This is a genomic window from Buchnera aphidicola (Anoecia corni) (genome assembly GCF_964056675.1).
In the GTDB taxonomy this organism is placed as follows: domain Bacteria; phylum Pseudomonadota; class Gammaproteobacteria; order Enterobacterales; family Enterobacteriaceae; genus Buchnera_E; species Buchnera_E aphidicola_B.
This window is the reverse complement of the sequence record NZ_OZ060371.1, coordinates 137970-164676: the sequence shown is the minus strand read 5'-3', so window position 1 is coordinate 164676 and position 26707 is coordinate 137970. Positions and strand designations below refer to the sequence as shown.

23 protein-coding genes are annotated in these 26707 nt (G+C 24.4%); 8 read left to right on the top strand and 15 right to left on the bottom strand.

Annotated elements, in window-relative coordinates:
- Positions 1-269 precede the first annotated feature (269 nt).
- The 14 genes from AB4W63_RS00710 to ndhC form a co-directional block, all read right to left on the bottom strand.
- Positions 270-743 (bottom strand): CvpA family protein, encoded by a 474-nt coding sequence (locus tag AB4W63_RS00710; RefSeq protein ID WP_367681112.1) that lies wholly within the window; start codon positions 741-743, stop codon positions 270-272.
- A gap of 661 nt (positions 744-1404) precedes the next feature.
- The gene (locus tag AB4W63_RS00705; protein ID WP_367681111.1) at positions 1405-2862 is read right to left on the bottom strand and encodes an NADH-quinone oxidoreductase subunit N; all 1458 of its coding nucleotides are present in this window, start codon (positions 2860-2862) and stop codon (positions 1405-1407) included.
- Between the two features lie 36 nt (positions 2863-2898).
- Positions 2899-4407: a NuoM family protein gene (locus AB4W63_RS00700; RefSeq protein ID WP_367681110.1), complete on the bottom strand. Its 1509-nt coding sequence runs from the start codon at positions 4405-4407 to the stop codon at positions 2899-2901.
- A 76-nt stretch (positions 4408-4483) separates the two neighbouring features.
- Positions 4484-6355, bottom strand: coding sequence for an NADH-quinone oxidoreductase subunit L (locus tag AB4W63_RS00695; RefSeq protein ID WP_367681109.1), 1872 nt, complete (start codon positions 6353-6355; stop codon positions 4484-4486).
- Entirely contained in the window at positions 6352-6654 is a 303-nt protein-coding gene (nuoK, locus tag AB4W63_RS00690; RefSeq protein ID WP_367681108.1) for an NADH-quinone oxidoreductase subunit NuoK, read from the bottom strand. Before nuoK ends, AB4W63_RS00695 begins: the two co-directional genes overlap by 4 nt.
- A gap of 50 nt (positions 6655-6704) precedes the next feature.
- Complete coding sequence (locus AB4W63_RS00685; protein ID WP_367681107.1) at positions 6705-7196, bottom strand: NADH-quinone oxidoreductase subunit J; 492 nt, start codon at positions 7194-7196, stop codon at positions 6705-6707.
- A gap of 11 nt (positions 7197-7207) precedes the next feature.
- Positions 7208-7753 (bottom strand): NADH-quinone oxidoreductase subunit NuoI, encoded by a 546-nt coding sequence (gene nuoI, locus AB4W63_RS00680; protein ID WP_367681106.1) that lies wholly within the window; start codon positions 7751-7753, stop codon positions 7208-7210.
- A 17-nt stretch (positions 7754-7770) separates the two neighbouring features.
- Positions 7771-8742 (bottom strand): NADH-quinone oxidoreductase subunit NuoH, encoded by a 972-nt coding sequence (gene nuoH / locus AB4W63_RS00675; RefSeq protein WP_367681105.1) that lies wholly within the window; start codon positions 8740-8742, stop codon positions 7771-7773.
- Positions 8739-11465 (bottom strand): NADH-quinone oxidoreductase subunit NuoG, encoded by a 2727-nt coding sequence (gene nuoG, locus AB4W63_RS00670; RefSeq protein WP_367681104.1) that lies wholly within the window; start codon positions 11463-11465, stop codon positions 8739-8741. The genes nuoH and nuoG overlap by 4 nt, the downstream gene beginning before the upstream one ends.
- Positions 11466-11605: 140 nt before the next feature.
- Positions 11606-12892, bottom strand: a complete 1287-nt coding sequence (nuoF, locus tag AB4W63_RS00665) for an NADH-quinone oxidoreductase subunit NuoF (RefSeq protein ID WP_367681103.1) — start codon at positions 12890-12892, stop codon at positions 11606-11608.
- The gene (nuoE, locus tag AB4W63_RS00660; RefSeq protein WP_367681102.1) at positions 12889-13401 is read right to left on the bottom strand and encodes an NADH-quinone oxidoreductase subunit NuoE; all 513 of its coding nucleotides are present in this window, start codon (positions 13399-13401) and stop codon (positions 12889-12891) included. Before nuoE ends, nuoF begins: the two co-directional genes overlap by 4 nt.
- A gap of 3 nt (positions 13402-13404) precedes the next feature.
- A complete protein-coding gene (nuoC, locus tag AB4W63_RS00655) occupies positions 13405-15210 on the bottom strand; it encodes an NADH-quinone oxidoreductase subunit C/D (RefSeq protein WP_367681101.1) in 1806 nt (601 codons plus the stop codon).
- Between the two features lie 140 nt (positions 15211-15350).
- Positions 15351-16004, bottom strand: a complete 654-nt coding sequence (locus AB4W63_RS00650; RefSeq protein WP_367681100.1) for an NADH-quinone oxidoreductase subunit B family protein — start codon at positions 16002-16004, stop codon at positions 15351-15353.
- Positions 16005-16045: 41 nt separating this feature from the next.
- A complete protein-coding gene (gene ndhC, locus AB4W63_RS00645) occupies positions 16046-16435 on the bottom strand; it encodes an NADH-quinone oxidoreductase subunit A (protein ID WP_367681099.1) in 390 nt (129 codons plus the stop codon).
- 684 nt (positions 16436-17119) lie between these two features.
- Between ndhC and dnaK the strand changes: the two genes are divergently transcribed.
- Together dnaK and dnaJ are read left to right on the top strand one after the other, a co-directional pair.
- The gene (dnaK, locus tag AB4W63_RS00640; protein WP_367681098.1) at positions 17120-19048 is read left to right on the top strand and encodes a molecular chaperone DnaK; all 1929 of its coding nucleotides are present in this window, start codon (positions 17120-17122) and stop codon (positions 19046-19048) included.
- A 105-nt stretch (positions 19049-19153) separates the two neighbouring features.
- Positions 19154-20293, top strand: coding sequence for a molecular chaperone DnaJ (dnaJ, locus tag AB4W63_RS00635; protein ID WP_367681097.1), 1140 nt, complete (start codon positions 19154-19156; stop codon positions 20291-20293).
- Positions 20294-20424: 131 nt separating this feature from the next.
- Here dnaJ and rpsT read toward each other — a convergent pair whose 3' ends face one another.
- Positions 20425-20685 carry a 30S ribosomal protein S20 gene (gene rpsT / locus AB4W63_RS00630; protein ID WP_367681096.1) on the bottom strand — a complete coding sequence of 87 codons (261 nt, stop codon included), beginning with the start codon at positions 20683-20685 and terminating at the stop codon, positions 20425-20427.
- A gap of 140 nt (positions 20686-20825) precedes the next feature.
- On the opposite strand from rpsT, the gene AB4W63_RS00625 reads away from it, so the two are divergent.
- From AB4W63_RS00625 to dapB, 6 genes are all read left to right on the top strand, one after another.
- The gene (locus AB4W63_RS00625) at positions 20826-21023 is read left to right on the top strand and encodes a hypothetical protein (RefSeq protein WP_367681095.1); all 198 of its coding nucleotides are present in this window, start codon (positions 20826-20828) and stop codon (positions 21021-21023) included.
- Between the two features lie 100 nt (positions 21024-21123).
- Positions 21124-21444 carry a hypothetical protein gene (locus AB4W63_RS00620; RefSeq protein ID WP_367681094.1) on the top strand — a complete coding sequence of 107 codons (321 nt, stop codon included), beginning with the start codon at positions 21124-21126 and terminating at the stop codon, positions 21442-21444.
- A gap of 34 nt (positions 21445-21478) precedes the next feature.
- The gene (locus AB4W63_RS00615; RefSeq protein ID WP_367681193.1) at positions 21479-21682 is read left to right on the top strand and encodes a riboflavin kinase; all 204 of its coding nucleotides are present in this window, start codon (positions 21479-21481) and stop codon (positions 21680-21682) included.
- 86 nt (positions 21683-21768) lie between these two features.
- On the top strand, positions 21769-24594 hold the full coding sequence (gene ileS / locus AB4W63_RS00610) for an isoleucine--tRNA ligase (RefSeq protein ID WP_367681093.1): 2826 nt from the start codon (positions 21769-21771) through the stop codon (positions 24592-24594).
- A complete protein-coding gene (gene lspA / locus AB4W63_RS00605; protein WP_367681092.1) occupies positions 24594-25055 on the top strand; it encodes a signal peptidase II in 462 nt (153 codons plus the stop codon). The genes ileS and lspA overlap by 1 nt, the downstream gene beginning before the upstream one ends.
- 761 nt (positions 25056-25816) lie before the next feature.
- Positions 25817-26617, top strand: coding sequence for a 4-hydroxy-tetrahydrodipicolinate reductase (gene dapB / locus AB4W63_RS00600; protein ID WP_367681091.1), 801 nt, complete (start codon positions 25817-25819; stop codon positions 26615-26617).
- The last annotated feature ends 90 nt before the right edge of the window (positions 26618-26707 follow it).

Genomic DNA, 26707 nt, shown 5'->3' with positions numbered 1-26707 from the left:
AATCATATTAAATATTATATCAATAGATAATAATATTTCTATATATATATATATATATATATGTATATATATATATATTTATATAAAATATTTAATTTTAATAAAAAATCATTAAAAAAAATAGTATAAATAGTTTTTTTTGTAAGAAAATTGTTTTTATAAAAATGTAACTATATGTATATATTTAATAATTGCTACCATTATATAGTGCAAATTAATATTCATTATATATTTGACTACAGATATGTTATTTCTATTTTTTTTTTAAATTAAAAATATTGTGTTTTAATAAAAATTAAAATTTTTTTTATAAAATAATTAAAATAAGGTATTAGCATAGATTGTTTGTAATAATGACTTGCACTGAAAGAAGTAAAAGTATTTAGTATAAAAATTAAAATAGAAATTAATATTGTTCCTTTTATAAATCCAAACGCTAAACCTAATATTTTATTTGTTTGACTACATCCTAATTGTAGAATAAATTCTGTTAAAACATATTTAGAACATGATTCAAGTACCATTATTATAACAAATAACAGAAAGCACATAATAAAATTTTTTATAATTTTATTATGTATGTTAATAAAGTGTTTAGAAAAAAAAGAATAATAATTTATAGAAATATAGATACTTGCGATCCAAAAAAAAATAGATAATATTTCTTGAAAAAAACCTTTTAAAAAGCTTATTAAACAAGAAATAAATAATGCTAATATAATTAAGTAGTCTACTAATGCCATAATATTTTTCCATTTAGTTGTTTTAGCAAAATAAAACTGGTACATAATATTGATTATGTAAGTTTCAGATAAAATGTTTTTAACATAATTAATAAAATATAAAATATAGCTTGTAAATGCAATTTACTATATACAAAAATATTAGTGTAAATGATATACAAAATGTAGAAATAATTATAATTTTTATTACTATTTTAAAATTAGATTCAAACAAACTAAATTTGTAAAATAATCATAACTTGTGAAGTAATATTATTTTTTTGGAAAAATATTAAAGTACGTTTTTAAATTCGCATGTTTTATTTTATAAATTGTTTAATATTTTAATAAGAATTAAGTATGCAAAGAATGTTAATAACAATATATGAATAAATTTGTTTTTATATAATTAAGAATTAGATGTGTTCGTTTAATAAATAAAATTTTTAATTGTATTTAATAAATTAAAAAATTTATATTTTATATAGTAAATTGTTATATGTAAAAATTAGTGACATATGTAGTTTATTTAAATAATAAAAATTTTATCAAAAATAGATTTTAAGTTTTATAGCATTTCATGGTATTTGTATTAGTAGCACACATTTATAATCAATGAATATATATATATATATATTTTAGAATGTATTTTATATAATATTATATAATTAATAATGATTAATTATAATAGACTGATTAAAATTTGTGGGTATATTCCCAACATTATAATAACTAGAGAAAAAAAACATATAATTAATTGAGAACTGTAAACAATATAGTTTATTTGTTTATTTTTTAAATTTTTAAAATCGTCCAAATTTTCTTTTTTTTTAATAAACAGAATTTTTATTATTTTTACATAATAATATAAACTAATAACTGTTCCAAAAATAGTTCCTACAGTTAACCACCATGATTGATTATTGATTGATAGTAAAAAAATAAATATTTTATTTATAAATCCTATAGTAAATGGTATTCCAGCAGAAGATAGAAGAGCGATAGTAAAAGCTATAGTTAATAATGGATATTTCCAAAATAAACCAGAATAAGAATATAAACTTTTTTCAGAATTATTGGTTTGATCTTGTTCTACTATACAAATAGTTCCGAAAATAATAATATTGCTCAAAGTGTATCCTACGATATAGAGCAATATACTTTCTAGAGAAAAAGTGTATGTTTCGCTTTTTAGTAAAATAAATGGAATAAGTAAATATCCAAAATGAGAAATAGAAGCATAACCTAAGAGCCTTTTTATATTTTTTTGAAAAATAGCTAAAGAACTTCCAATGGTTATAGATAAAAAAGATAAAGTTTTTAATAATAAAATTAAAAAGTATAATTTTATGTTTATTAGCAATAAATATAATTTAATTATAATAAATAAAAAAGTTGTTTTAAAGGAAGTGGAATAATACATTAGAGAAGGCATAGGAATTGTTTCATATAGATCTGGAGTTAAGAAATAAAATGGGAAGATAGATAGTTTTAATAAAATAGATATAAAAATTATAAAAAATCCGATTATAACAATCAATTCTTCTTTGGATGAATTAAAAAACATCATTTGTTGAATTTCTTTAAAATGAAATTCTCCAATTATAGAATAAATTAATGTTATTCCTAGTAATAAAATTGAAGATGATACAGTAGAAAAAATAATATATTTCCAAGAAGATTCTATAAATTTTTTTTTATTTTCATTACATGCTAGTAATCCGCAAAATGGAATAGAAATTAATTCTGCAGCTACAAATAAAGAGAGCATATTTGAAGATATATTTAGCATTAAACATCCTAATGTAGATAATAGTAATAAAATATAAAATTCTTCTTTTTTAAAGATACTTCGATTTAACCATGTATAGGAAAATATACAAATTATAATTGTTGTACATATAATTATATTATTTATTATAGAAGATATTTCAGTTATTTTAAACAAGTTAGAGACGTTAATAGGAACGTCATTATTATTAATATAAATAGATGTAATTAAAGATATTATTAATCCTAATATAGTAATAAAGAAAGATAATTTATGATCTCTTTTAATTGAAACACATATTATTGATATTACTATAGTTAGGAATAAAACAGTATAAGGCATAAATAAAAAAAATATATTATTTAACATATAGAATGCAACCTTGTAAATATTAATTATACACATTTAATATGTGTATAATAAATTTTTTAAAATTTTATTTAAAGGGTAATAAGAAATATATCCTATAGTTTTAGGAAATAAACCTATAATTATTATTAACAATATTAAAATTATAGTTTGTATTTTTACAAATTTCTTTTTATGAATATTGGTATAAAACTGCAAAGATGTTCCAAAATACATGTTATATATGACATACATAGAGTATGCGGTAACCATAATTAGTCCAATAGAAATTCCTATAGATAATACATGGCAGTATTTAAAACTTCCTAGTAAAATTAGTAGTTCTCCTGTAAAATTTCCGGTTCCAGGAATACCTAAGTTAGCTAGTAAAAAAAATAAAAAACTTCCGGATATCCATTTTTTACAACAGTATGATATTTTCATCTTTTTTAAGTTATAAGTATTGAAATAAAAATATAAATATTGAATCAAAATTAATAATCCTGATATAGATAACATATTTGATATTGTATAAAGGATTAGTCCTTTATAAGACGTAATATTAAATATATATGCTCCGACGAGCATGATTCCAGCATGAGATATAGAAGTATAAGAAATAACTTTTTTTATGTTTTTTTGCGCAATAGTTAAAAAAGATCCATAAAAAAAAGTAAATAACCCTAATAATATTGCGTATTTAGAGATATAAATAGAAGACTTAGGAAATAAAGAAATATTAAAACGTAATATTCCGTATAAAGAAGTTTTTAAAACTACACTAACTAAGTCAACAGAAGAACTAGTAGGGAAACTTTTTTGTATATCAGGTAACCATCCATGAAAAGGAATAATTGGCATTTTAACAATGAAAGGAATAAAAAAGCCTATCATAATAAAAAATTCTGTCCAAAATGTTAATTTTAGATTTTTAAAATTATTATAGTCAAAAGTTAGTATATGAGAAGTATTATAATTTATTACAACTAAATTTATAATTGCAACAAGCATTAATAAACTAGATAGTTGTGAGTATATTAAAAATTTATTTGCAGAATTGGTTCTACTATTCATAGATAGTGAAGAATTTCCCCAAAAAACAGTAATAAAATAGATAGGTAGTAATATTAGTTCCCAAAAACAAAAAAATAAAAATAAATCTATAGATAAAAATATACCTATAGTACAGCTTAATATACATAATAGATTGCAGTAAAACATTCCTGTAGATTTATCTAATTCATTCCAATGACAAAAAATAGAAAATATTCCTAATAATCCGGTTATTGTCAACATTAAAGCAGATAGTCCGTCAAGAGCTAAATGAAAATTTATTCCTAGTTGTGGAATCCATGGAATGCAGTATTCATAGTTCCACAGAGAATGATTTAAATAGTGTAAATGATGGATATAAAATTCAGAATATAGTATTTTACAAGTGATTAAAAGTAAAACAGTAGTTGTAAATAAAGCTATCCAACGTGGAAGTTTAATATTGCAAAAAGAAGATAAATAACATAATATACTTCCTAAAAACGGAAGTAAAATTAAAACATTAAGTAACATTTTTATAGCCTATTAGTATGATATTTTTATTTTTATAGTGAAGTATATAATTTGATTTTTAAATTTTTAATTTTTTTTATAGATAAGTTGTATATAAAAAGTTATGAATGTAGATTAAATAAGTTGCACTTGTCATAATAATAAATATGTACCAGCGTATGTATCCTGAAGAGAGTTGTAAAAATAAATTATTTATTTTTTTAAATATTTTAACAGGAAAATTACAAATTATTGATACTGGATCATATCTGAGTTTTGAAGTGATAAAGAAAAATAATCGTACCAATGTATAAGTATATAGTTTTTCAAGTCCTATTTGTGGATAGAACGTTTTTAAATTACTTACTAATTTAGAGTTTAAAACTTTTTTAGAAAAAATATTATTTGATCCCCATAAAAAATATGCGAATAAAATTCCAAGGATACAAAATATACTGGACACTGTTTCTAATACAATTTTTTTTTCATTAGAAATATTTGGAGCATAGGAAAATTGAGTTATATTAGAAATAATTAAATGACCAATAAAAGTAGAACATATTGCTAATATTACTAATGGAACGTTATTTAGTAGTTTTAAATTTTTGTTATATAATTTTAGTGATGGATGACTATGGAATAAAATGAAAAACATTCTGAATGTATAAAGAGAAGTTAAAAAAATGCTTAGAAATCCTAATAACAAAAACCAAGTGTGTTGTTGATTTAATAACGCATGTAAAATGTGCTCTTTACTATAAAATCCGGATGTAATAATAGGAAAAGATACTAAAGAACTACTTCCTACTAGAAAAAAAACATATAAAAGTAATGGTTTTTTCTTTATGGATCCTATTTTAAATATATTTTTTTCATTGTTATGCAAATTAATTAATAATCCTGCTGACAAAAATAGTAAAGCTTTAAAAAAAGCATGGTTGATTAAGTGTAAGAAAGCAGCATTCCATGCTTGTATTCCAAGAGATAAAAACATATATCCTAGTTGACTGATAGTAGAGTACGCTAAAATTTTTTTTATATCTTTTTCAAAGAGAGCACAAAAACTAGATAGAATTGAAGTAAAAATTCCAATTATACTAATAATTTCTAATGTTTTTGGGCATAAATAAAATAAGGTATGAGTTCGAATAATTAAATATACTCCTGCTGTCACCATGGTAGCTGCATGAATTAAAGCTGAAACAGGAGTTGGTCCTACCATTGCTTTAGATAACCAAATATGTAATGGCACTTGTGCAGATTTTCCAATAGCTCCGATTAATAAACAAAAAGATAAAACAGATAAGTTAAAGCTACTTAGTGTTGACCAATTGTGAAAGTGAATAGATTTTATTTTTATTAGTTCAAAATTTAAGGTTCCGAAAATATAGTTTGTTAGTAACATAGAAAATAGGATAAAAATATCACTAGTTCTAGTAATTAAAAAAGTTTTTATTGAATTTTTTCCATTTTCTAGTTTAGAGGTATAAAACCCAATAAGTAAAAAAGAAAAAAGTCCAACTATTTCCCATCCAATATACATAAGTAATAAGTTATTAGATAATACCAGTAAAATCATTCCAGAAATAAAAAAATTGATATATGCAAAAAAAGAAAATTTGTGTTTTTTTAATTCCATATATGATATTGAATAGATATAAATAATAATTCCTATTATTGTAATTAGCATTAACATTAATAGTGAAAATTGATCTAAAAATAAACCGTTGAATAAGTTATAATAATTTAAGTTAAAATCAAATATTGTTAATATTGGATACTTTAAATTTTCTAGTGGATTTTTTTGAATAAATATTATATATGTATAAATAGTAGATAGTAGTGAAAATATTAATCCTAAAATTCCAAAAAAATGTTTTATTTTATATGAAAATGTTTTTTTAAAAACAGTTAATAATAAAAAAGAAATTAGTGGAGATAGAATTGTTAAATATATAACATGTTTCATTTTTTCATCTCATTTAATAAATCAATATTTAATGTTTTATGAATACGATATAATTGCAATAAAAGAGCTAGTCCAATGACTGAATCGCTAGCAGCACAAGTAAGAGTGGTAAGAAAAAATATTTGTCCATTTATATCATCCCAATAGGTACTTAAAATAGCTATGGATAGTCCTATAGCACTTAGTATGATTTCTATGCTAATAAGAGTAAATAGTGCATTTTTTCTAATCATTATTCCTGTTATTCCTAAAAATAATAATATAAATGAAAAAGATAAACTATTAAAAAGAGAAATCATGGGTTTACCTCATTTTAAATTGGAGATTATGAGTTTAGTTATTTATAATATTAAAATAATTTTTTTTCTATGTATAAAGAAACAATTAAAGCTGATAGTAAAAGTATAGATATTAATTCTACTAATAATATATAATTAGTGAATAAACAACCTCCTATTAACTGAGTATCAACAATACTAATATGTATGCTTTTATTTTTTAATAAATTAAAAACAGGATTTAATGTTTTTTTCATCAAAATAAAAATAATGAATAAACTTATAGAAAGATAAATTTTTTTTAAATAAGTAAGTTGTAGATCTGAAATATGTTTAATATTAAGCATCATAATTATAAAAATAAATAAAACCATGACAGCTCCAGCGTAGATAATTACGTGAACTGAAGCAGCGAAAAAAGAACCTAATAAAAATAATATACTTGATATACATAAAAAAGAACAAAGAAGATATATTATTGCGTAAATTGGATTTTTTTGAAATATAGTCAATAGCGTTGAGATAATTGAGCATGTCGCTAACAAGTAAAATAATATTTGCATATGTTTTTCTCTTAAGGTAGCAAACTATGAATATCTATACAGGTATTTTTTTTAGAATATTGATGAGAATGTTCTTTTTTTTCATGAACTTTTACTCCAGAAACGTTGTAGAAATTATAATGCTTATTTTTTCCTGTTCCAGATATTAACAGGTTTTTTTTTTCATAAATTAAATCTTTTCTATCATATTCAGCTAGTTCAAAATCTGGAATTAATTGAATAGCAGTTGTTGGACATGCTTCTTCACATAATCCGCAAAATATACAACGAGAAAAGTTAATCCTAAAAAATTTTGGATACCATCTGTTATTTTTTTCTGCTTTTTGTAAAGAAATACACCCTACAGGACAAACCACAGAACACAGATTGCAAGCTACGCATCTTTCTTTTCCATTGGTATCTCGAGTTAATATAATTCTTCCTCTGTATCTTTGAGGTAAATTAACAGTTTCTTCAGGATACTTTTGAGTTTCTGATTTTTGAAATAAATGGAAGCATATTAATAATAAACTTTTTGTTTGAGATAATAAGAAAAATAATATTTTTTTTATAAACATATTCTACCTTGTATATATTAAATACATAATAAATATGAAGTTGTAATAACTAAGTTCAGTAAAGATATTGGAAAAAGAAATTTCCAGCTAAAAATAAGCATTTGATCATATCTAGGTCTAGGAAGTGAAGCTCTGATTAAAACAAATAAGAAAAAACATAACAACATTTTTATGATAAACCAAAATTCTGGGTATATTCCAGGACCATACCATCCTCCTAAGAACATACTGACGATTAATCCTGAAACAGTTAATATAGAAAGATATTCTCCAATAAAAAATAAACCAAATTTCATTCCAGAATATTCGATATGGTATCCGTCTGCAAGTTCTTGTTCAGACTCAGGTTGATCAAAAGGATGTCTATGACATAAAGCTAAACTTGATATAAAGAAAGTAATAAATCCTAAAAATTGAGGTATAATATTCCAAATGTATTGTTGACTAGTAACTATATCGATTAGATCAAAAGAGTTAGCTCGTGCTACTGTTCCCATACATGATATTCCTAAAAAAAGTTCATAACTTAAAGTTTGAGCAATTGAACGAACAGATCCTAAGAAAGCATATTTGTTGTTACTACTCCATCCAGCAAAAAGGATAGAATAGACAGATAGTCCAGCCATTATTAAGAAAAATAGTATTCCTATATTTAAACGTATTAAAAATATTTTGTTTGAAATAGGAATAATAGAAAAAACTAATAATAAACTAACAAAAGAAATAATAGGAGCGATAAAAAAAAGTGTTCTATTACTAAATTCAGGAATCCAATCTTCTTTAAAAAGTAGTTTAATCATATCTGCTGCTATTTGCATAATTCCTAACCATCCTACTCGATTAGGTCCATGTCGATTTTGAAAATATCCTAGTAATTTTCTTTCGAATAGACTCATAAAGGCAGAAATTATCACTAATAAAAATGAAAAAGTAATTCCTTTTGCTATGCATGAAAAAAAATTACTATTATTGTAATAAAGTAAATTCATATTATTACTTCCTGAAAATTGACTATAGTTTTTCCTAATAATGTATAAGGAAAACCTATTCTTCCTAAAGGTAAAGCAATGTTTTTGGAAGATAAAGTTTTAGATAATTTAATAGACATATGAAAAGTTTGGTCTAAGCATTGAAATATAATTATAGAACCTGATTCTAAATTTTTTTCTTTAGCATCTTCAGCATTGATTAATGCATAAATTGAGCAGATTTTGTGATGTATTTCAGGAGAATATTGTGATATTTCATCCGTTCCAAATAGAGTATAATAAGGTACAATAGTAAAAAAATTTTTTTTTGTTGAGTATTTTTTTTTGTTAATGGAAAAAAATATTGTTTTTTTTATTTTTTCTTTAAATAAAAGAATACCAGGGCTTCCATTCTTTAAATCTCCACCTATTTCTTTTTGAAATTTATTCCACGCTTGAGGTGAATTCCAACCAGGAGACCAAACAAATGGAATGTAAGAAGAATATTCGTAAAATCTATTTGATCCTTCCATAGAGAATGAAAACATACTATCAGTATCTTCTGGTTGTTGAGGTTCATGTATATTGATATGAGATCGAAGTGCTGTTCTTCCGCTAGCTCGATTAGGAGAACGTGGTACTTTTTGTTCGAAAATTTTAGTATTGGCAGTAGGTAACATTTGTTCTAATGGAGTAAAATAAGAAGAAAAAGACGAATACAGTTTTGTAATTTTATCTAGTGATATATCATGTATTGTATTTTTGTTAATTTTATTGTAGATTTTGTAAATCCATTTCCAGCTTTCTTTTGCTTTATTTTTTTTGTTTAAAAATTTTGCAGAATATGTTTTAAAAAATCTTTGAGCTCTGCCTTCATAATTAACGACTGTTCCTGAACTTTCGAAAGAATTTGAAGAAGGGAAAACAAGGTTTGCTTGCTTAAGAGTTGTTGTTTTTTGATGATCTAATACTAAAATTGTTTTGACCTTTTTAAAAATTAAATCAATTGTATTTTTTGTCATCCAATGATATAAGTTATTTTCCATAATAATTAGAGTGTTAATTTTTTTATTAATAATAGTATTAACTGCTTGATTTAAGGTCATTCCTCCAAATAAACTAACACCTATACTATTAGAGGCATATGGAAGAAATGCGATTTTTGTATTAGAATTTAGTAAATATAAGGATTGCGAAATATTAAATGCTATTTTTAGTATAGTAGAATTACTTGATCGACTTCCAGAAATAATAAGAGGTTTTTTTGATTTTATTAGAGAATTACAAATAAGAAAAACTTTTTCTTGTGTTTTTTTATTGAATTTATAAGAAGTTAAATCTTTTTTTGCAATAAAATCATAAATTAAATTTAGGATATTTATTTGATTTTGAATAGATCCAATATAGCTGTAGGTTGTAACATCGTCTAATTTAGTTTTAGTAGATCCTATAAAAAATAAGAAATTTTTCAGATCTTCTGAAAAGTTTTTAATTCCTTGAGAATGCCAATGAGGGATGTCATTTTTAATTGCTTCTTTTGTTAATTTCATTTTTATTGCTTGTCTTATAGATAGAGCCATTCTAGAAGAAGTTTGAGTAATATCTTCTCCAATTATTAGTATGGAATCACATTCTTCTATTTCTTTTAAAGAAATAGATTTTAGTCCGCTATTTTCTAATAATTTTATAAATAAAAGAATGCTTTTATATTCTGAATCTAACATTCCATTAGAAAAATTTTTCTTTCCTACTAATTTCAACAATGCATAATTGCTCTCTAAACTTGCTCTACTAGAACCTATTCCTATAATTTTATTAGAACTTTTAATTATTGTTGCCGCAATATTACAAGCTTTTTGTGAACTTAAACAAATTTTTTTTTTGTTTTTAATAATGTAAGGATTTTTTATTCTGTTTTTTAAATTAGAATATCCGTATCCAAATCTTCCTAAATCGCAAATGAAATATTGATTAATATTATAGTTATATCTATTTTCTATACGTCTAATATACCCATATCTTTCTCCTGATAGAATATTACATCCTATACTACAATGCTGGCATATATTAGGAGAATATTGCATATCCCATTTTCTATTATAATGTTTTTTATGCAATTTATCAGTAAAAACGCCAGTAGGACAAATTTCAATTAAATTTCCTGAATGTTCGTTGTCCAATTCTCCGGATTCTAAACGTCCAAAATACATTCTTTGACCTGATCCATATACTCCAAAATCTTTTCCGTCGCAATAATCTTTATAGTATCGAACACAACGGTAACAAGAAATACAACGATTCATTTCATGAGATATAAAATGTCCTAAATATTGATTATTGTATGTTTTTTTAGAAAAATTATACTTTCTATTATGGTGTTTTGCCATAACAGTCATATCTTGTAAGTGACAATTTCCACCTTCTGCGCATACAGGACAGTCATGTGGATGATGGATCATAAGGTATTCAATATTATTTTTTCTAAAATTTTTAACCTCTTTTTCATTAATAGATATTATCATATTATTTTGAATAGGAGTCATACAAGCCATTGTTATTCGACCTAATGGGTCTTTTTTATTTGAATATATTTTTACAGCACATTGTCTACATGCTCCTATACTTCCTAAAGTTGGATGCCAACAAAAATACGGCAAATTAATTCCAATAGATAAGCAAGTATGTAACAAGTTTTCTGATTTTTTCACAGTATAATTTTTTTTATCTATAAAGATAGTAAACATAATTTTTTCCAAACGAATTAAATATTTATTTATTAAAAATAAGAGTAATTATATAAACGTATTTTGCGTAAATATTTTCTATATATATAGATGTATTTTAAATAAATATTTTGAACATAGATTTTTTAATTTTTAGATAATTAAATAAAATATTTTTTAAAATCAGAAATAAAGTATTTTATGGCACTTTTTAATGGAGACACAGCTCCAGGAGCATGGGCACAGAAAGTTTTTCCTGGACTTAAATCTGTGCAAATTTTATCCAAATTTTCTATGTCTTCTATATTCCCTAATCCTGATTCTATTTTTTTTAGTATTTTTAGGCTCCAAGGTAATCCTTCTCTACATGGTGTACACCAACCGCATGATTCTCTAGAAAAAAAATCTTCTAAATTAATAAGTAAGGGTACAATATTAGTTTTTTCATCAATCGCAATAGATATTGCAGTACCCAATCGACTTCCTGCTTTATAAATATTAGTAAAATCTATAGGTGTATCTAAATGTTTGTGTGTTAAAAAGTCTGTTCCAGCTCCTCCAGGTAGCCATGCTTTTAATTTTAAATTATTTTGCATGCCTTCTGCATAATCTTCTAAAAGTTCTCGTGCAGTAATTCCAAAAGGTAACTCCCATACTCCTGGTTTATTAACTTTACCAGAAAATCCCATCATTTTTGTTCCATGATCTTTAGTTTTTGATAATTTTTTATACCATGTTATTCCATGTAAAATGATAGCTGGAATATTACATAAAGTTTCAACATTATTGACGCATGTTGGTTTCCCCCATAGTCCAATATTTGCAGGGAAAGGAGGTTTGAATCTTGGGTTAGCTCTTTTTCCTTCTAAAGAATTAATTAAAGCAGTTTCTTCTCCGCAAATATAACGACCTGCTCCAGTATGAATGAATATATTTAAATTAAAATCACTTCCTAAGATTTTTTCACCTAAAAAACCCTTGTTCATTGCTTCTTTTATTGCTTTTTTTAAAAAATAATTAGATTCTATATATTCTCCTCTTAAAAAAATATAGCTAGTTGGAACGTTTAGGGCATAAGAAGATAAAATAATACCTTCTATTAGTAAATGCGGATTTTTTTCCATTAATAGTTTATCTTTGTATGTTCCTGGTTCCATTTCGTCTGCATTACAGATTAAAAATCGTTCATATTTAGTATTTTTTTTATTAGATTTTTTCATTAACTCCCATTTCATTCCTGTAGGAAATCCAGCTCCTCCTCTACCTTTTAGTTCAGAATTGATAACTTTTTTTATTACTTCATTAGGAGATAATTTTTTTATAGCTTTTTTTAATCCTGCATAGCCATTTTTTTTTAAATACTCATCAATGAATATAGTTTCTTGGTCTTCACGTAGTCTCCATGTTAGAGGATGAGTTTCTTCTAGTTTTTTGTTTTTTTTTTTCATGAATACTGTTCCAAAATAAATATAATAGATTCTACTGTAACTTGTGGATAATAATATGAGTTTATAGAAATAACAGGACTTTTGTCGCAAAAACCTAAACAGCAAGTAGGTAATAAAGTAAATCTTTTATTTTTAGTAGTTTCCCCTGATTTTATTTTGAGGATTTCTTCTAAACAGGATTTTATTTTTTGGACATTGTTTATATAACAGACAATACTATCACAGTAACGAATTATATAGTTTCCAACTGGTTTTCTAAATATCTGACTATAGAATGTAGCAACCTCTTCAATTTCATTGCTAGAAATATTTAATATTTTTGATATAGCATGTATAGAATTAGTAGAAATCCATCCTCTATACTTTTGCACTATTTTAAGGGCTTCAATAGACACAGCTTTATTTGTTTTATATTTTTTTTTTTCTTTTTCTATTTCTTTTATTTCAATTTCACTTAACTGAAATTGTTGAAAAATAATAGTATTTTGTTTTATTTTATTTATTTTCATGATTTATCGATCCACATCTGACATAACAAAGTCTATGCTACCTAAATAAACTACTAAATCTGATATTAAAGAACCAGAAATAACAGAAGGTATTTGTTGTAAGTGGGGGAAGCTTGGAGTTCTTATTCTAGTACGATAACTCATAGTTCCACCATCGCTAATTAGATAGTAACTATTGATTCCTTTTGTTGCTTCAATCATTTGAAAAGATTCATTGTTTTTTAGAACTGGACCCCAGGATACTTGTAAAAAATGAGTAATCATAGATTCAATATGATTCAATACGTTATCTTTAATTGGAGGAGTTGTTAAAGGATGATTTGCTTTAAAATCGCCTTCTGGCATATTATTTAAACATTGTTTAAGTATAGAAATACTTTGATAAATTTCTTCTACCTTTAACATAACTCTTGAATAAGAATCGCTTATATTATTTCCTATTGGAATTTCAAATTCAAAGTTTTCATATCCAGAATAAGGTCTATATTTTCTTATATCGAAATTTATTCCTGTAGCCCGCAATCCTGCTCCTGTAACTCCCCAGGATAAAGCTTCTTCTTTAGAGTATGTCGCAATGCCTTTTGAACGTGATATTAAAATACTGTTTTTTAATGAGATATCAACATATTTTTTTAATCGATTAGGTATCCAATCTATTATTATTTTTAATAATTTATCCCATCCTTTTGGTAAATCTTGAGCAACACCTCCAATTCGAAACCATGCTGGATGCATTCTAGCTCCGGTAATAAATTCAATTAAATTATAAATTTTTTGTCTATCAGTAAAAGCAAAAAAAACCGGACTCATAGCTCCTATATCCTGAATAAATGTAGAAATATATAGAAGATGACTATTGATTCTAAATAATTCCGATAGCATTATTCTAATAACTTTAACTCTTTCAGGAACTACTATATTAGCTAATTTCTCAACTGCTAAAATGTATGGCATTTCGTTAACACATCCACCTAAGTATTCTATTCTATCTGTATAGGGAATATAGGAATGCCAAGTTTGTCTTTCAGCCATTTTTTCAGCTCCTCGATGGTGATAACCTATATCAGGAACGCAATCAACAATTTTTTCTCCGTCTAGTTGAAGTATTATCCTGAAAGCTCCGTGAGAAGATGGATGGTTAGGACCAAAATTTAGAAACATGAAATCAGAGTTTTTTTTAGATTTTTTCATTCCCCATTTTTCTGGTTTAAAGGATAATGCTTCCATTTCAGAAATTTCTTTTTCTTTTGTTAAATAGTATGGATGGAGTTCAGTTGCTCTAGCAGGATAGTCTTTTCGCAGAGGATGTCCTTTCCAATTTCTCGGCATTAAAATATTTGTTAAATTAGGATGGTTTTCAAAAAAAATTCCAAACATTTCATAGGTTTCTCTTTCATACCAGTTTGCATTTTTAAATAAATTAGTAATAGTAGGAATTTTTAGATCGTGATTTAAAAGAGGTACTTTTAATATTATATCGCAGTTTCTTTCGATAGATAATAGATGATAAAAAACAGAAAAATCAGAATTTGGAATATGTTTTTTAAAAACACGTGATCGTTCATCTACTCCATGTAAGTCGTACAACATAGAATACGGTTTAGACATATTTTTTAAAAAACTAGTAACATCTAGAATTATTTTTTTTTTTATCCAAAGAACAGGATAACCTATTTTAGTAGGTTGAAAAAAAAAGTTTTTTTCGTCAAATTTAATAAATAATTTTTGAATAGTATCATTAGTATTTTTATCATAAGAATTATAGATATTTGGTTTATTATTTTTTGGTAATAATTTTTTATTTATCATAAATTATACAGTACACTTTATTGAATGTAATCAATAGATAATTAGTAATTTTGCTGTTGTATAAATAATTGGTAAGAACTTTAAATGTAATTAAACTTGAACATTTACTTGTAAAAAAAATATATATATAGTAGTGTTTATTAATCAATATGTTTAATATCAATAATTTTATCGTTTTTTTTATTTTTTTGAGAAGGCATTTTAGCTTTATACACTCCTTGATCTCCTATTATCCAAGATAAAGGTCGACGTTCTTTAGCAATAGAATCTTGTAGCAGCATTAATGCTTGAATATAAGCTTCTGGTCTTGGTGGGCATCCTGGTATATAGACATCAACTGGTAAAAATTTATCAACTCCTTGCACTACAGAGTAAATATCGTACATACCTCCTGAGTTAGCACAAGCCCCCATAGATATGACCCATTTTGGTTCCAGCATTTGATCATACAAACGTTGTATGATTGGTGCCATTTTAATAAATGGAGTACCTGCTATAATCATAACATCAGCTTGGCGAGGGGAAGCTCTTAGAACTTCTGAACCGAATCGAGAAATATCATGTACAGATGTAAATGCTGTTACCATCTCTACATAACAGCAAGATAATCCAAAATTAAAAGGCCATAGTGAATTTTTTCTTCCCCAATTAACTATATAATTTATAATATTTTTCAATGTTCCCATAAAAATATTATTATTTTTATTTTTTTCTAAAGGGTCTTTTATGGTTATTTTTTTTTGTATAGGATAATTTTTGTTTTTTAAATTTACTTTAGTGATTGTATATTTCATAATTTATATGTGATAACTCTAATTTTAAATAAAGATAATAGTTAGTATTTATTTTTTTTTTTTTCGTTCCAATATAAAGATTTTGTAGAGAATAAATAAAAAAGACTTATTAATAGAGTTGTTATAAATAATATTGCTTCAATAAAACCAGTCCATTTACTAAAATGAATACTTACTGACCAAGAGTACAAATAGATACTTTCTATATCAAATATTACAAAAAACATAGCAATTAAGTAGAAATGTATTGAAAATCTAATTTTTGTATTTCCGATTGAAGTTATTCCTGATTCAAAAGGAATGTTTTTTTTATTAGAATTAGATTTTCCGCCTAGAATGTAACCTAGAAATAGTATTATAGAGCATATAAATAAAGAAGTTAAAATAAAAGATATCACTGGTATGTATGACAAAATTTGTGTTTTATTCAATTTGATAACTCATTTTCATTAGAATGGTTTGCACATATTATTTTACAATCGAATTTTAATAAAATAAAATTATAAAAACAGTGTATATTATTTAGTAATATATGTTAAAACTCAATTTTGAAATAATAAACGCGTGTTAGTATGTTTTTTAAAAGTATAATTCATTATAACGAAATTATATTTTATATTATAAATTGTTTTAATTTAATTTTATTAAATTATACATCTATAAAAAAAATCATAAAGTAATTATTCATATTTACATATGTATATTTTAAGTAAATAGAATGCAAATTCTATGCATAAATGAATTTTTATTTAGGAATTAATCATTTTTTTTAAATTAAATTTAATGAAATACAAGTTAAATATAAATATTATTTTTTATAATACAAATTTTAAAATAAATGTGAGTATTATAGTATATATATTAAATATTAATTCTATGTAATTAACTTTCGTAACAAATTTTCTTAGCTCAATATTTTATTTTAAATATTTTTCTATTATGCCCTTGATGAGTGGAATATAGACCCCCATTTAATGGGTATTGCTGTAATAGTTGAAATTTAATTTATAGTAATAGTCCAATAATATGTTTAGCTGATTAAAAGCCAAAAAAGTATAGGCTACATAACAGTTGAATCACCCAATTTATTACAACATCAAATAGGAGAAAGTAAAATGAGTAAAATTATTGGTATAGACTTGGGAACAACCAACTCTTGTGTTGCCATTATGGATGGCAATAAAGCTCGAGTATTAGAAAACTCAGAAGGAGATAGAACAACTCCTTCCGTAATAGCTTATACAAAAGAAGGAGAAGTATTAGTAGGACAACCTGCAAAAAGACAGGCTATAACAAACCCAAAAAATACTTTATTTGCTATTAAGAGATTGATTGGAAGAAAGTTTAGAGATAAAGAAGTTCAACGAGATATAGAAATTATGCCTTATACTATTTCTGAATCTAGTAATGGAGATGCTTGGTTGCTTGTTAGTAATAAAGGTAATAAAAAAATAGCTCCTCCGCAAATATCAGCTGAAGTTTTAAAAAAAATGAAAAAAACAGCAGAAGATTATACAGGAGAGATAATAAAAGAAGCAGTGATAACTGTACCAGCGTATTTTAATGACGCTCAGCGACAAGCAACAAAAGATGCTGGTAGAATAGCTGGACTAGAAGTTAAAAGAATCATTAATGAGCCAACTGCTGCAGCATTAGCATATGGTTTAGATAAAGGACGTGGTAATAGAACAATAGCTGTTTATGATTTAGGAGGAGGAACTTTTGATATTTCAATTATAGAAATTGATGAAGTAGATAAAGAAAAAACTTTTGAAGTACTTGCTACAAATGGAGACACTCATTTAGGTGGAGAAGATTTTGATAGCAGATTAATAAATTATTTAGTAGACGAATTTAAAAAAGAACAAGGTATTAATTTAAAAAATGATCCATTAGCTATGCAAAGATTAAAAGAAGCAGCAGAAAAAGCAAAAATAGAATTATCTTCAGCACAGCAAACAGAGGTTAATTTACCGTATATAACAGCAGATTCTAATGGACCAAAACATTTAAACATAAAAGTAACAAGAGCTAAGTTAGAATCGTTGGTAGAAGATTTAATTGTTAGATCTATTAAACCGTTAGAATTAGCTCTTCAGGATGCTAAATTAACTATAAAAGATATAAATGATATTATACTAGTAGGTGGTCAAACTAGAATGCCTATGGTTCAAAAACAAGTAGCTGATTTTTTTGGAAAAGAACCAAGAAAAGATGTTAATCCGGACGAAGCAGTGGCAGTCGGAGCGGCAGTTCAGGGAGGAGTTTTATCAGGAGATGTTAAAGATGTTTTATTATTAGACGTCACTCCATTATCTTTAGGAATTGAGACGATGGGTGGAGTAATGACTTCTTTAATAGCAAAAAATACTACAGTTCCTACTAAACATAGTCAGGTATTTTCTACTGCAGAAGATAATCAATCTGCTGTTACTATACATGTGTTGCAAGGGGAAAGAAAAAGAGCACAAGATAATAAATCTTTAGGACAATTTAATTTAGATGGTATACAGCCAGCTCCAAGAGGAATTCCTCAAATTGAAGTTACTTTTGATATAGATGCTGATGGAATATTACATGTTTCTGCGAAGGATAAAAATTCTGGAAAAGAACAGAAAATTACTATAAAAGCATCTTCTGGTTTAAATGAAGATGAAATTAACAAAATGGTTAGAGATGCAGAAATTAATTCTGAATCTGATCAAAAATTTGAAGAATTAGTGCAAACTAGAAATCAAGGTGATCAAGTTATTCATAGTACTGAAAAACAATTATTACAACATGGTAATAAATTAAAAAAAGATGATAAAATTAGTATAGAATCTTCTATAAAAAGTTTAAAACAAGCCCTAAAAGAAGAAAATAAAGATAATATTAATAATAAAATACAACAATTGATTAAAGTATCTTCAGTTTTAGTAGAATTAAGTAAAAAGGATAATAAAGATCAATCTGTTAAATCTAATAATGATTCTGAAAACAAAAACTCTAATGTAGTAGATGCTGAATTTGAAGAAGTAAAAGAGCCCAAAAATAAAGGTTAATTGGAACTTTTTTTTAAATGTAAAACTATTTTAGAATTAATAAACACGGGCGAAGAGTTTTCATCTTCGCCCGTGTAAGTATGTTATAGATTAGGAAAATTATCTATGTCAAAAAAAGATTATTATCAAATTTTGGGTATTAAAAATTCAGCAAAAGAAACAGAAATTAAACGAGCATATAAGCGATTAGCTATGAAATATCATCCAGATAGAAATCAAGGTGATAAAAGTGCTGAAAAAAAGTTTAAAGAAGTAAAAGAAGCATATGAAGTTTTAATTAATCATGAGAAAAGACAAGCTTATGATCAGTATGGGCATTCTGCCTTTGATCAAAATAGTAATAATAATGGAAATTTCCATAGTAGTTTTACTACTACAGCAGATTTTGGAGACATTTTTGGAGAAGTTTTTGGAGACATTTTTGGAGGTAGTAAGCGTAATAGATCTGTTAAAGGATCAGATTTACAGTACAATTTAGATCTAACTTTAGAAGAAGCAGTTAAAGGTACTACTAAAGAAATTCATATATTATCTTTTCAAAAGTGCAAGACATGCAGTGGTACTGGAACTACTTCTAGTAAAAAAATGATTAATTGTTCAATGTGTAACGGTAATGGACAAGTACACATTAGAAAAGGATTTTTTACTGTTCAACAAAGTTGTCCTGAATGTCATGGAAAAGGAAATATAATAAAAAATCCATGTCGTTCATGTTCTGGATGTGGAAGATTAAAAAGAAATAAATCATTATTAGTAAAAATTCCACCTGGAATAGATTCTAACGATAGAATTCGTTTAAATAATGAAGGTGAAGCGGGAGAAAATAATGCATCTTCTGGGGATTTGTATGTTCAGATTAAAGTTAAAAAGCATTCAATTTTTGAGAGAAACGAAAATGATTTATATTGTGAAGTACCAATTAACTTTCCTGTAGCAGCCTTAGGAGGGGAGATAGAAATTCCAACATTAGATGGAAAAGTTAAGTTGAAAATTCCTACAGAAACACAATCTGGAAAATTACTTAGAATACGAGGTAAAGGTGTTAAATCAGTAAGAACAAGAAACGTAGGAGATTTATTATGCAGAATAGTTGTGGAAACTCCAGTAAATTTAAGTTATGAACAAAAAGAATTGCTACATAAATTTGGAGATAGTTTAGACGATTTTAAAAATAAAAGAAATAGTCCAAAATCAAAAAGATTTTTTGATGGAATAAAAAAATTTTTTGATGAATTAACTAGATGAAATTAAAATAGTAGTATTGCTATTTTATTACGTGCAATACTACTAATTTTTTAAATTAAATAAATTTATTAATAAATTTGTTTAACACATATTCATTTTTAATTTTTGAATATTCATATATTAAACATATGTTATAGTTTTTTTATGTGATTTTCTAATATAGATTTATGGCGAGCTGCTTTATTTTTATGAATTATTTTTTTTGCTACGTTTCGATCGATAATAGGTTGCATTATTTTGTATGCTAACACAGCAGATTCTTTATCTTTAGATTTAATCGCAATATATACTTTTTTAATGAAGGTACGAATAGTAGAACGTTTATTAGCATTTTGAATTCTTTTTTTCTTGGATTTAACGGAATCTTTTTTTGATGATTTAATGTTAGCCATATTTTTCCCTTTGTTATTTTAATTTTAAAAATTATATTCATCTTATAAAATACGAATTTATAGATAAAAATTCTACTTTTTGTATATTTTTAAAATGTATAATATAAGAATATTATACTATTTTAAAATTTACTATACTTATGAAACTAATAAGAAAAATAAAGAGTTTAAAAATAATAGATGAAGATTGTTTTTTGACTATTGGAAATTTTGATGGAATGCATCATGTACATCAAGCTCTTTTATTAAATATATGTAATAGAAAAAAAATGTATGGAGGAATTACTATTGTAATGTTTTTCGAGCCACATCCAATAGAATTTTTAGGTAAAAAATGATTCATTAAGAATTATAACGTTTAGGGATAGAATAAATTATTTAAAAAAAATGGACAATTGATTTTGTTATTTGTATTTCTTTTAACAGAAAGATGTTTTAATGACGTCAAAACATTTTTTAATTCATTTTATATTAAATAATGTTAACATTAAGTATATTGCAGTTGGAAACGATTTTTGTTTTGGAAAAAATAGAATAGGAAATATAACATATTTAAAAAAGATGAGTGAAATATATAAATTTGTTATATTTTTTCAGCCTAATTTAGGCTTACATGGAATGCGTATTAGTAGTAGTTTAATTAAAAAAAAAATATTGAGCGGTAAATTTATAGAATTTAAAAATTTACTAGGACATGATTTTTATATTTCAGGAAAAGTAAGACATGGCACAAAAAGGAAAGGGTTATTGGTTTTCTAATAGTTAATATTTCTTTACATAAGAATATGTTGCTATTTTCAGGTGTTTATGCGGTAAAAGTTACTATTCCTTTTTTTCGTTAACAGTTTATGGGGTTGCTAATATAGAAACTAGAGCTAGTTTTTATGGAAAGCAAAAACAATTAGAAGTTCATATTTTTGATATGAAAATAAATTTATATAGACAAAAAATACATACTTTCATATTTAAAAAAAATAGAAATGAAATGCTTTGTTAAGAATGTTTACTAGCTTGTAAGCATTATTAAAACAGATGTGAAAATAGATAAAAATCGTTTTTTAATATAAATTAGAGTCATAATGAATGAAAAATTATAAATTAACTTTAAATCTACCTACTACTAAATTTCCTATGCGTGCTAATTTATTGGTAAAAGAACGTGAAATTTTAAAAAAATGGTCTTTAAATAAATTATATGATTTAATTCGTGTAAAAAAAAAGAAAAAAAAAAAATTTATCTTACATGATGGTCCTCCATATGCTAATGGAAACATTCATCTAGGACACGTTCTAAATAAAGTATTAAAAGATATTATTGTAAAATCAAAGAACATGTCAGGATTTAATGCATTGTACACTCCTTGTTGGGATTGTCATGGATTACCTATAGAGCATAAAATAGAGGTTATTCAAAGAAATAAAAATAAGCTAAACATTTCTAAAAAAGATTTTCGTGTGTTATGTAGAGAATATGCATTAAATCAGGTTGAGAATCAAAAAAAAGATTTTATTAGGTTAGGTGTTTTAAGCGATTGGAAAAAATCGTATCTTACTATGGATTACAAAAATGAAGCGCGTATTGTTCGATCTGTTTCCAAGTTAATTCAAAATAATTTTTTATATAATGGAACTCGACCAATTCATTGGTGTATAGAATGTCAATCATCATTAGCTGAAGCAGAAGTAGAATATATTGAAAAAGAATCTTATTCTACATTTTTTGTTCTTTTATTCTACGAAGAAAAAAAAATAAAAAAAATATTTAAAATTAAAAATGAAGTTAGTTCTATTGGAATAGTTATTTGGACTACTACTCCTTGGACTTTACCTTCTAGTCAAGCTATTGTAATTCATCCGCAGTTTAAATATTCTTTAATAGAAGTGAATTCTTGTTTTTTCCTTGTTGCTAAAAGTTTAATAAGTAATGTTTTAGATAATATGAAGTTTAAAACATATAAAGAAATAGGTGTTGTTATTGGAAAAAGTTTAATTAATTTAAGTGTTTTTCATCCCTTAAAGCAAAGTAAAACTATACCAATTATTTTTGGAAATCATGTAAAAGATGATATTGGATCTGGAGCAGTACATACAGCACCAGATCACGGAGAAGAAGATTATTTAATTGGTAAAAAATATAATATATTACCTATTTTTTTAATTAATAAATATGGATGTTATTATAAAGATGTTCCTAGTGAAATTATTAAAAAAAACGTATTTGAATCTGAATTAATAATTTTAGGTTTATTAAAAAAAAATAAGAAGCTTATCAGTTTTTCATTAATGAAACATAGTTATCCTCATTGTTGGCGACATAGAACGCCTCTTATTTTTTATTCAACTCCACAGTGGTTTTTAAATATAAATAAATGTGATTTGAGAGAAAAATCTATTGAATTAATGAATAATGTATCATGTATTCCTAAATGGGGAAGGAAACACATGAAACTTATGATAAAAAATAGACCTGATTGGTGTATTTCTAGACAAAGAATATGGGGGGTTCCTATTTCTTTATTCATAAATAAGAAAACAGGGGAGATGCATCCTAGATCTGTTTTTTTCTTAAAAAAAATATCTAAACGAATAGAGAAAGAAGGTATTGAAGCATGGTGGGATTTAAAAAAAGAAGAATTTTTAAATAAAGATGAATGTAAAATATATAAAAAATCAGAAGATATATTAGATGTCTGGTTTGATTCTGGTTCTATAAGTCCGTCGCACATTTATCATAATCATGTTAATATTAGTAATGTATCTGATGTTTGCATAGAGGGATTAGATCAGTATCGTGGTTGGTTCATGTCTTTATTAATAATTTCAATGGCTACAAATGGTTACATTCCGTACAAAAATTTAATATCGCATGGTTTTGTAGTAGATCAAAAAGGTTATAAAATGTCTAAATCTACAGGAAACGTTATTGATCCAAAAAAAATAATAAATACTGTAGGAGCTGACGTTTTAAGGTTATGGGTTTCTTCTGTGAATTATTCGAAAGATTCCATTTTATCTCAAGAAATTATGCAACAAATGATAGAATACTATAGAAAAATTAGAAATACTGCTAGATTTCTTTTATCAAATATTAGTGATTTTAATCCAAAAACAGATAGTATTCATATAGATGAAATGATTTTAATAGATAGATGGATAATATCTAAGACAAAAAAAATGCAAAAAAAAATTATTTTTTGTTATGAAAAATTTAATTTTAATAAAGTGTTACATTATTTAATGGACTTTTGTTCTACAGATCTAGGTTCTTTTTATTTAGAGATTATAAAAGATAGACAATATACTTCTTCTACAAATAGTAAAATAAGAAGAAGTTGTCAAACTGCTATGTATCTAATAATTGAATCTTTTTCTAGATTGATATCTCCTATTCTATCATTTACGGCTGATGAAATTTGGAGTTATATACCAGGAAAGAAAAAAAATTTTATTTTTACTGAAGAATGGTTTACTGGTTTAGTTTCATTTCCTAAATTTAGTTATATTAGTGAAAAAGATTGGGAGATTATTGTTAGTGTAAAAAATGAAGTTAACAAAGTGATAGAAAATGCTAGAAATATAAAATTAATAAAAAATTCTTTAGAATCATCACTAACCATGTTTGTAACTGGTAGATTAAAAGAAATACTGCATATTTTAGGAAGTGAAACAAAATTTTTATTTTTAACTTCTGAATGTATAGTTAAAGATTTAAAAGAATGTAAGAATGATGGTTTTGTTAGTAGTAATATAAATAATTTAAAAATAAAAATTAAAAAATTTAATGGGAAAAAGTGTTCTCGATGTTGGCATTATGTTATGGTTTTAAGTAAAGATAAACAATATCCAGATATTTGTATGAGATGTTTAAATAATATATTAGGGTTAGATGAAAAACGGATGTTCATATAATGAAAAAAATATTTTCTTTTATTAGTTTAAAAAATTTTATATTATTATCTATAATAGTTTCATTGGATTTTTTTAGTAAACAATGGATCATAAATAATTGTTCTCTTTTAGAAACTACATATATTACATATTATTTTAATATTTTACGAATTCATAACTATGGATCTGCTTTTGGATTTTTATCAAAATATCATCTATCTCAAAATTGGTTTATTTTTTTTACTATTTTTATAGTATTACTTGTGTCAATTCAGTTTTTTTGTTTTTTTAAAAGAAAAGAAGAATTTTATTCTACGTTATATTTATTTATTGTTGGTGGATCTATAGGAAATTTATTAGATAGAATTAATTATGGTTATGTAATTGATTTTATTGACTTACATCTTTTTGATTGGCATACCTGTACTTTTAATATTGCTGATGTTAGTATTTTTATAGGTAGTACTTTTTTATTTATGTAATATAGAAATGACAGCTAAACAATGTTTTTTTTTAAAATGTATTTTTATAAAATTTGTATATTTATATAGTAATTTATAATATTACTAATATTATTAGTTTAGTTAACATGTAAAATAAAATACTTATGTATTATATAATATGTAAGTATTAAATAAAAAATAATATTTGATCTTGTCTATGTAAATTTTTTAGATAAAAAATATTAAATTATAAATTATTGAAAAAATATATTAAAACATATTGCAACAATATATTTTTTATTTTTTTTTATATAAAATATTTATACATAATTGTTATGTATAGAATTGTTGGAAATAAATATTTCCTGTATTTTTTTATATACTATATTATAGTTTTACATGTACTGTAAAAAATATTTTTTTGGAAGAGATATGAATTGATACTTAAGTGTCCATCAATTTTATAGTTTTTTAAATGAAAATTACGTAGTAATATTGATTTTTTAATTATTTAAAATAATAAATATGTTTAATTGTGCTAAAAATAAAAAATTGTATTTTTAGATTTATAAAAAATAAAATATTATTAATATATAAATATGTTAATTTAATTTTTTAAGTAAAAACCGCATAAAGTTTTATTTCTAAAATAAATTAGACTGTGTATTAAATATACTAAATTACATCTAATAATTTTAATTATTAAAATATACTTAGTTACACAATGAAAAAAGATTTTGTAGACAACTAGAATTTTAATAAAAAAATTTATTTTTGGAATATTAATTCATTGGAAAATTATGATAAAAATAGCATTGTCTGGCACTTTAGGAAAAATGGGTAAAAGTTTAATTCAAGAAATATATAAGGATAAAAACATTACTTTATCAGTAGCAATTATATCAAACGATCAATATATTTCAAAAAATAAAAATCCAATACTAAACGAATTAAAAAAAAATAATGTTCTTATTGTTACTTCTTTAGAAAAAGTATGTGATAAATTTGATGTTTTAATAGATTTTAGTTCTATAGATAAAACTTTAGAAAATATAAAAATATGTTATAAAAATAAAAAAAAAATAGTTATAGGAACTACAGGATTTAATTCAGAAGAACAAAAACATATATTTGAGATATCTAAAAAAATTGGAGTAGTACAATCTTCTAATTTTAGTATAGGTATCAATTTAGTATTACAGTTAATAGATAGAGTTGCTAAAACTATAGGTTCAGATTCAGATATTGAAATTATTGAAGAACATCATAGTGAAAAAAAAGATGCTCCTTCAGGAACGGCTATTACTTTAGGAAAGAAAATTGCAAACGCTATGAATAATGATTTTGAAAAAATAGCGGTTTATTCTAGAGCAGGAAATATTGGAGTAAGAAAAAAAAATACTATAGGATTTTCAGTTATTCGAAATGGAAACATTATAGGGAACCATACTGTTATATTTGCTAATAAACATGAACATATTAAAATAACCCATAAAGCAATAGATAGATCTATTTTTGCAAAAGGTGCTATAAAATCCGCAATATGGGTATGTAAAAAAGATAAAGGTTTTTTTAGTATGAATGATGTTTTAAAATTATAGTATTTAATACTATAATTAATATATTTTATATGTTCGTACTACGTACAAGTTTTTTTAGGAATTATAATAAATTAGTAATAGTTTATATTT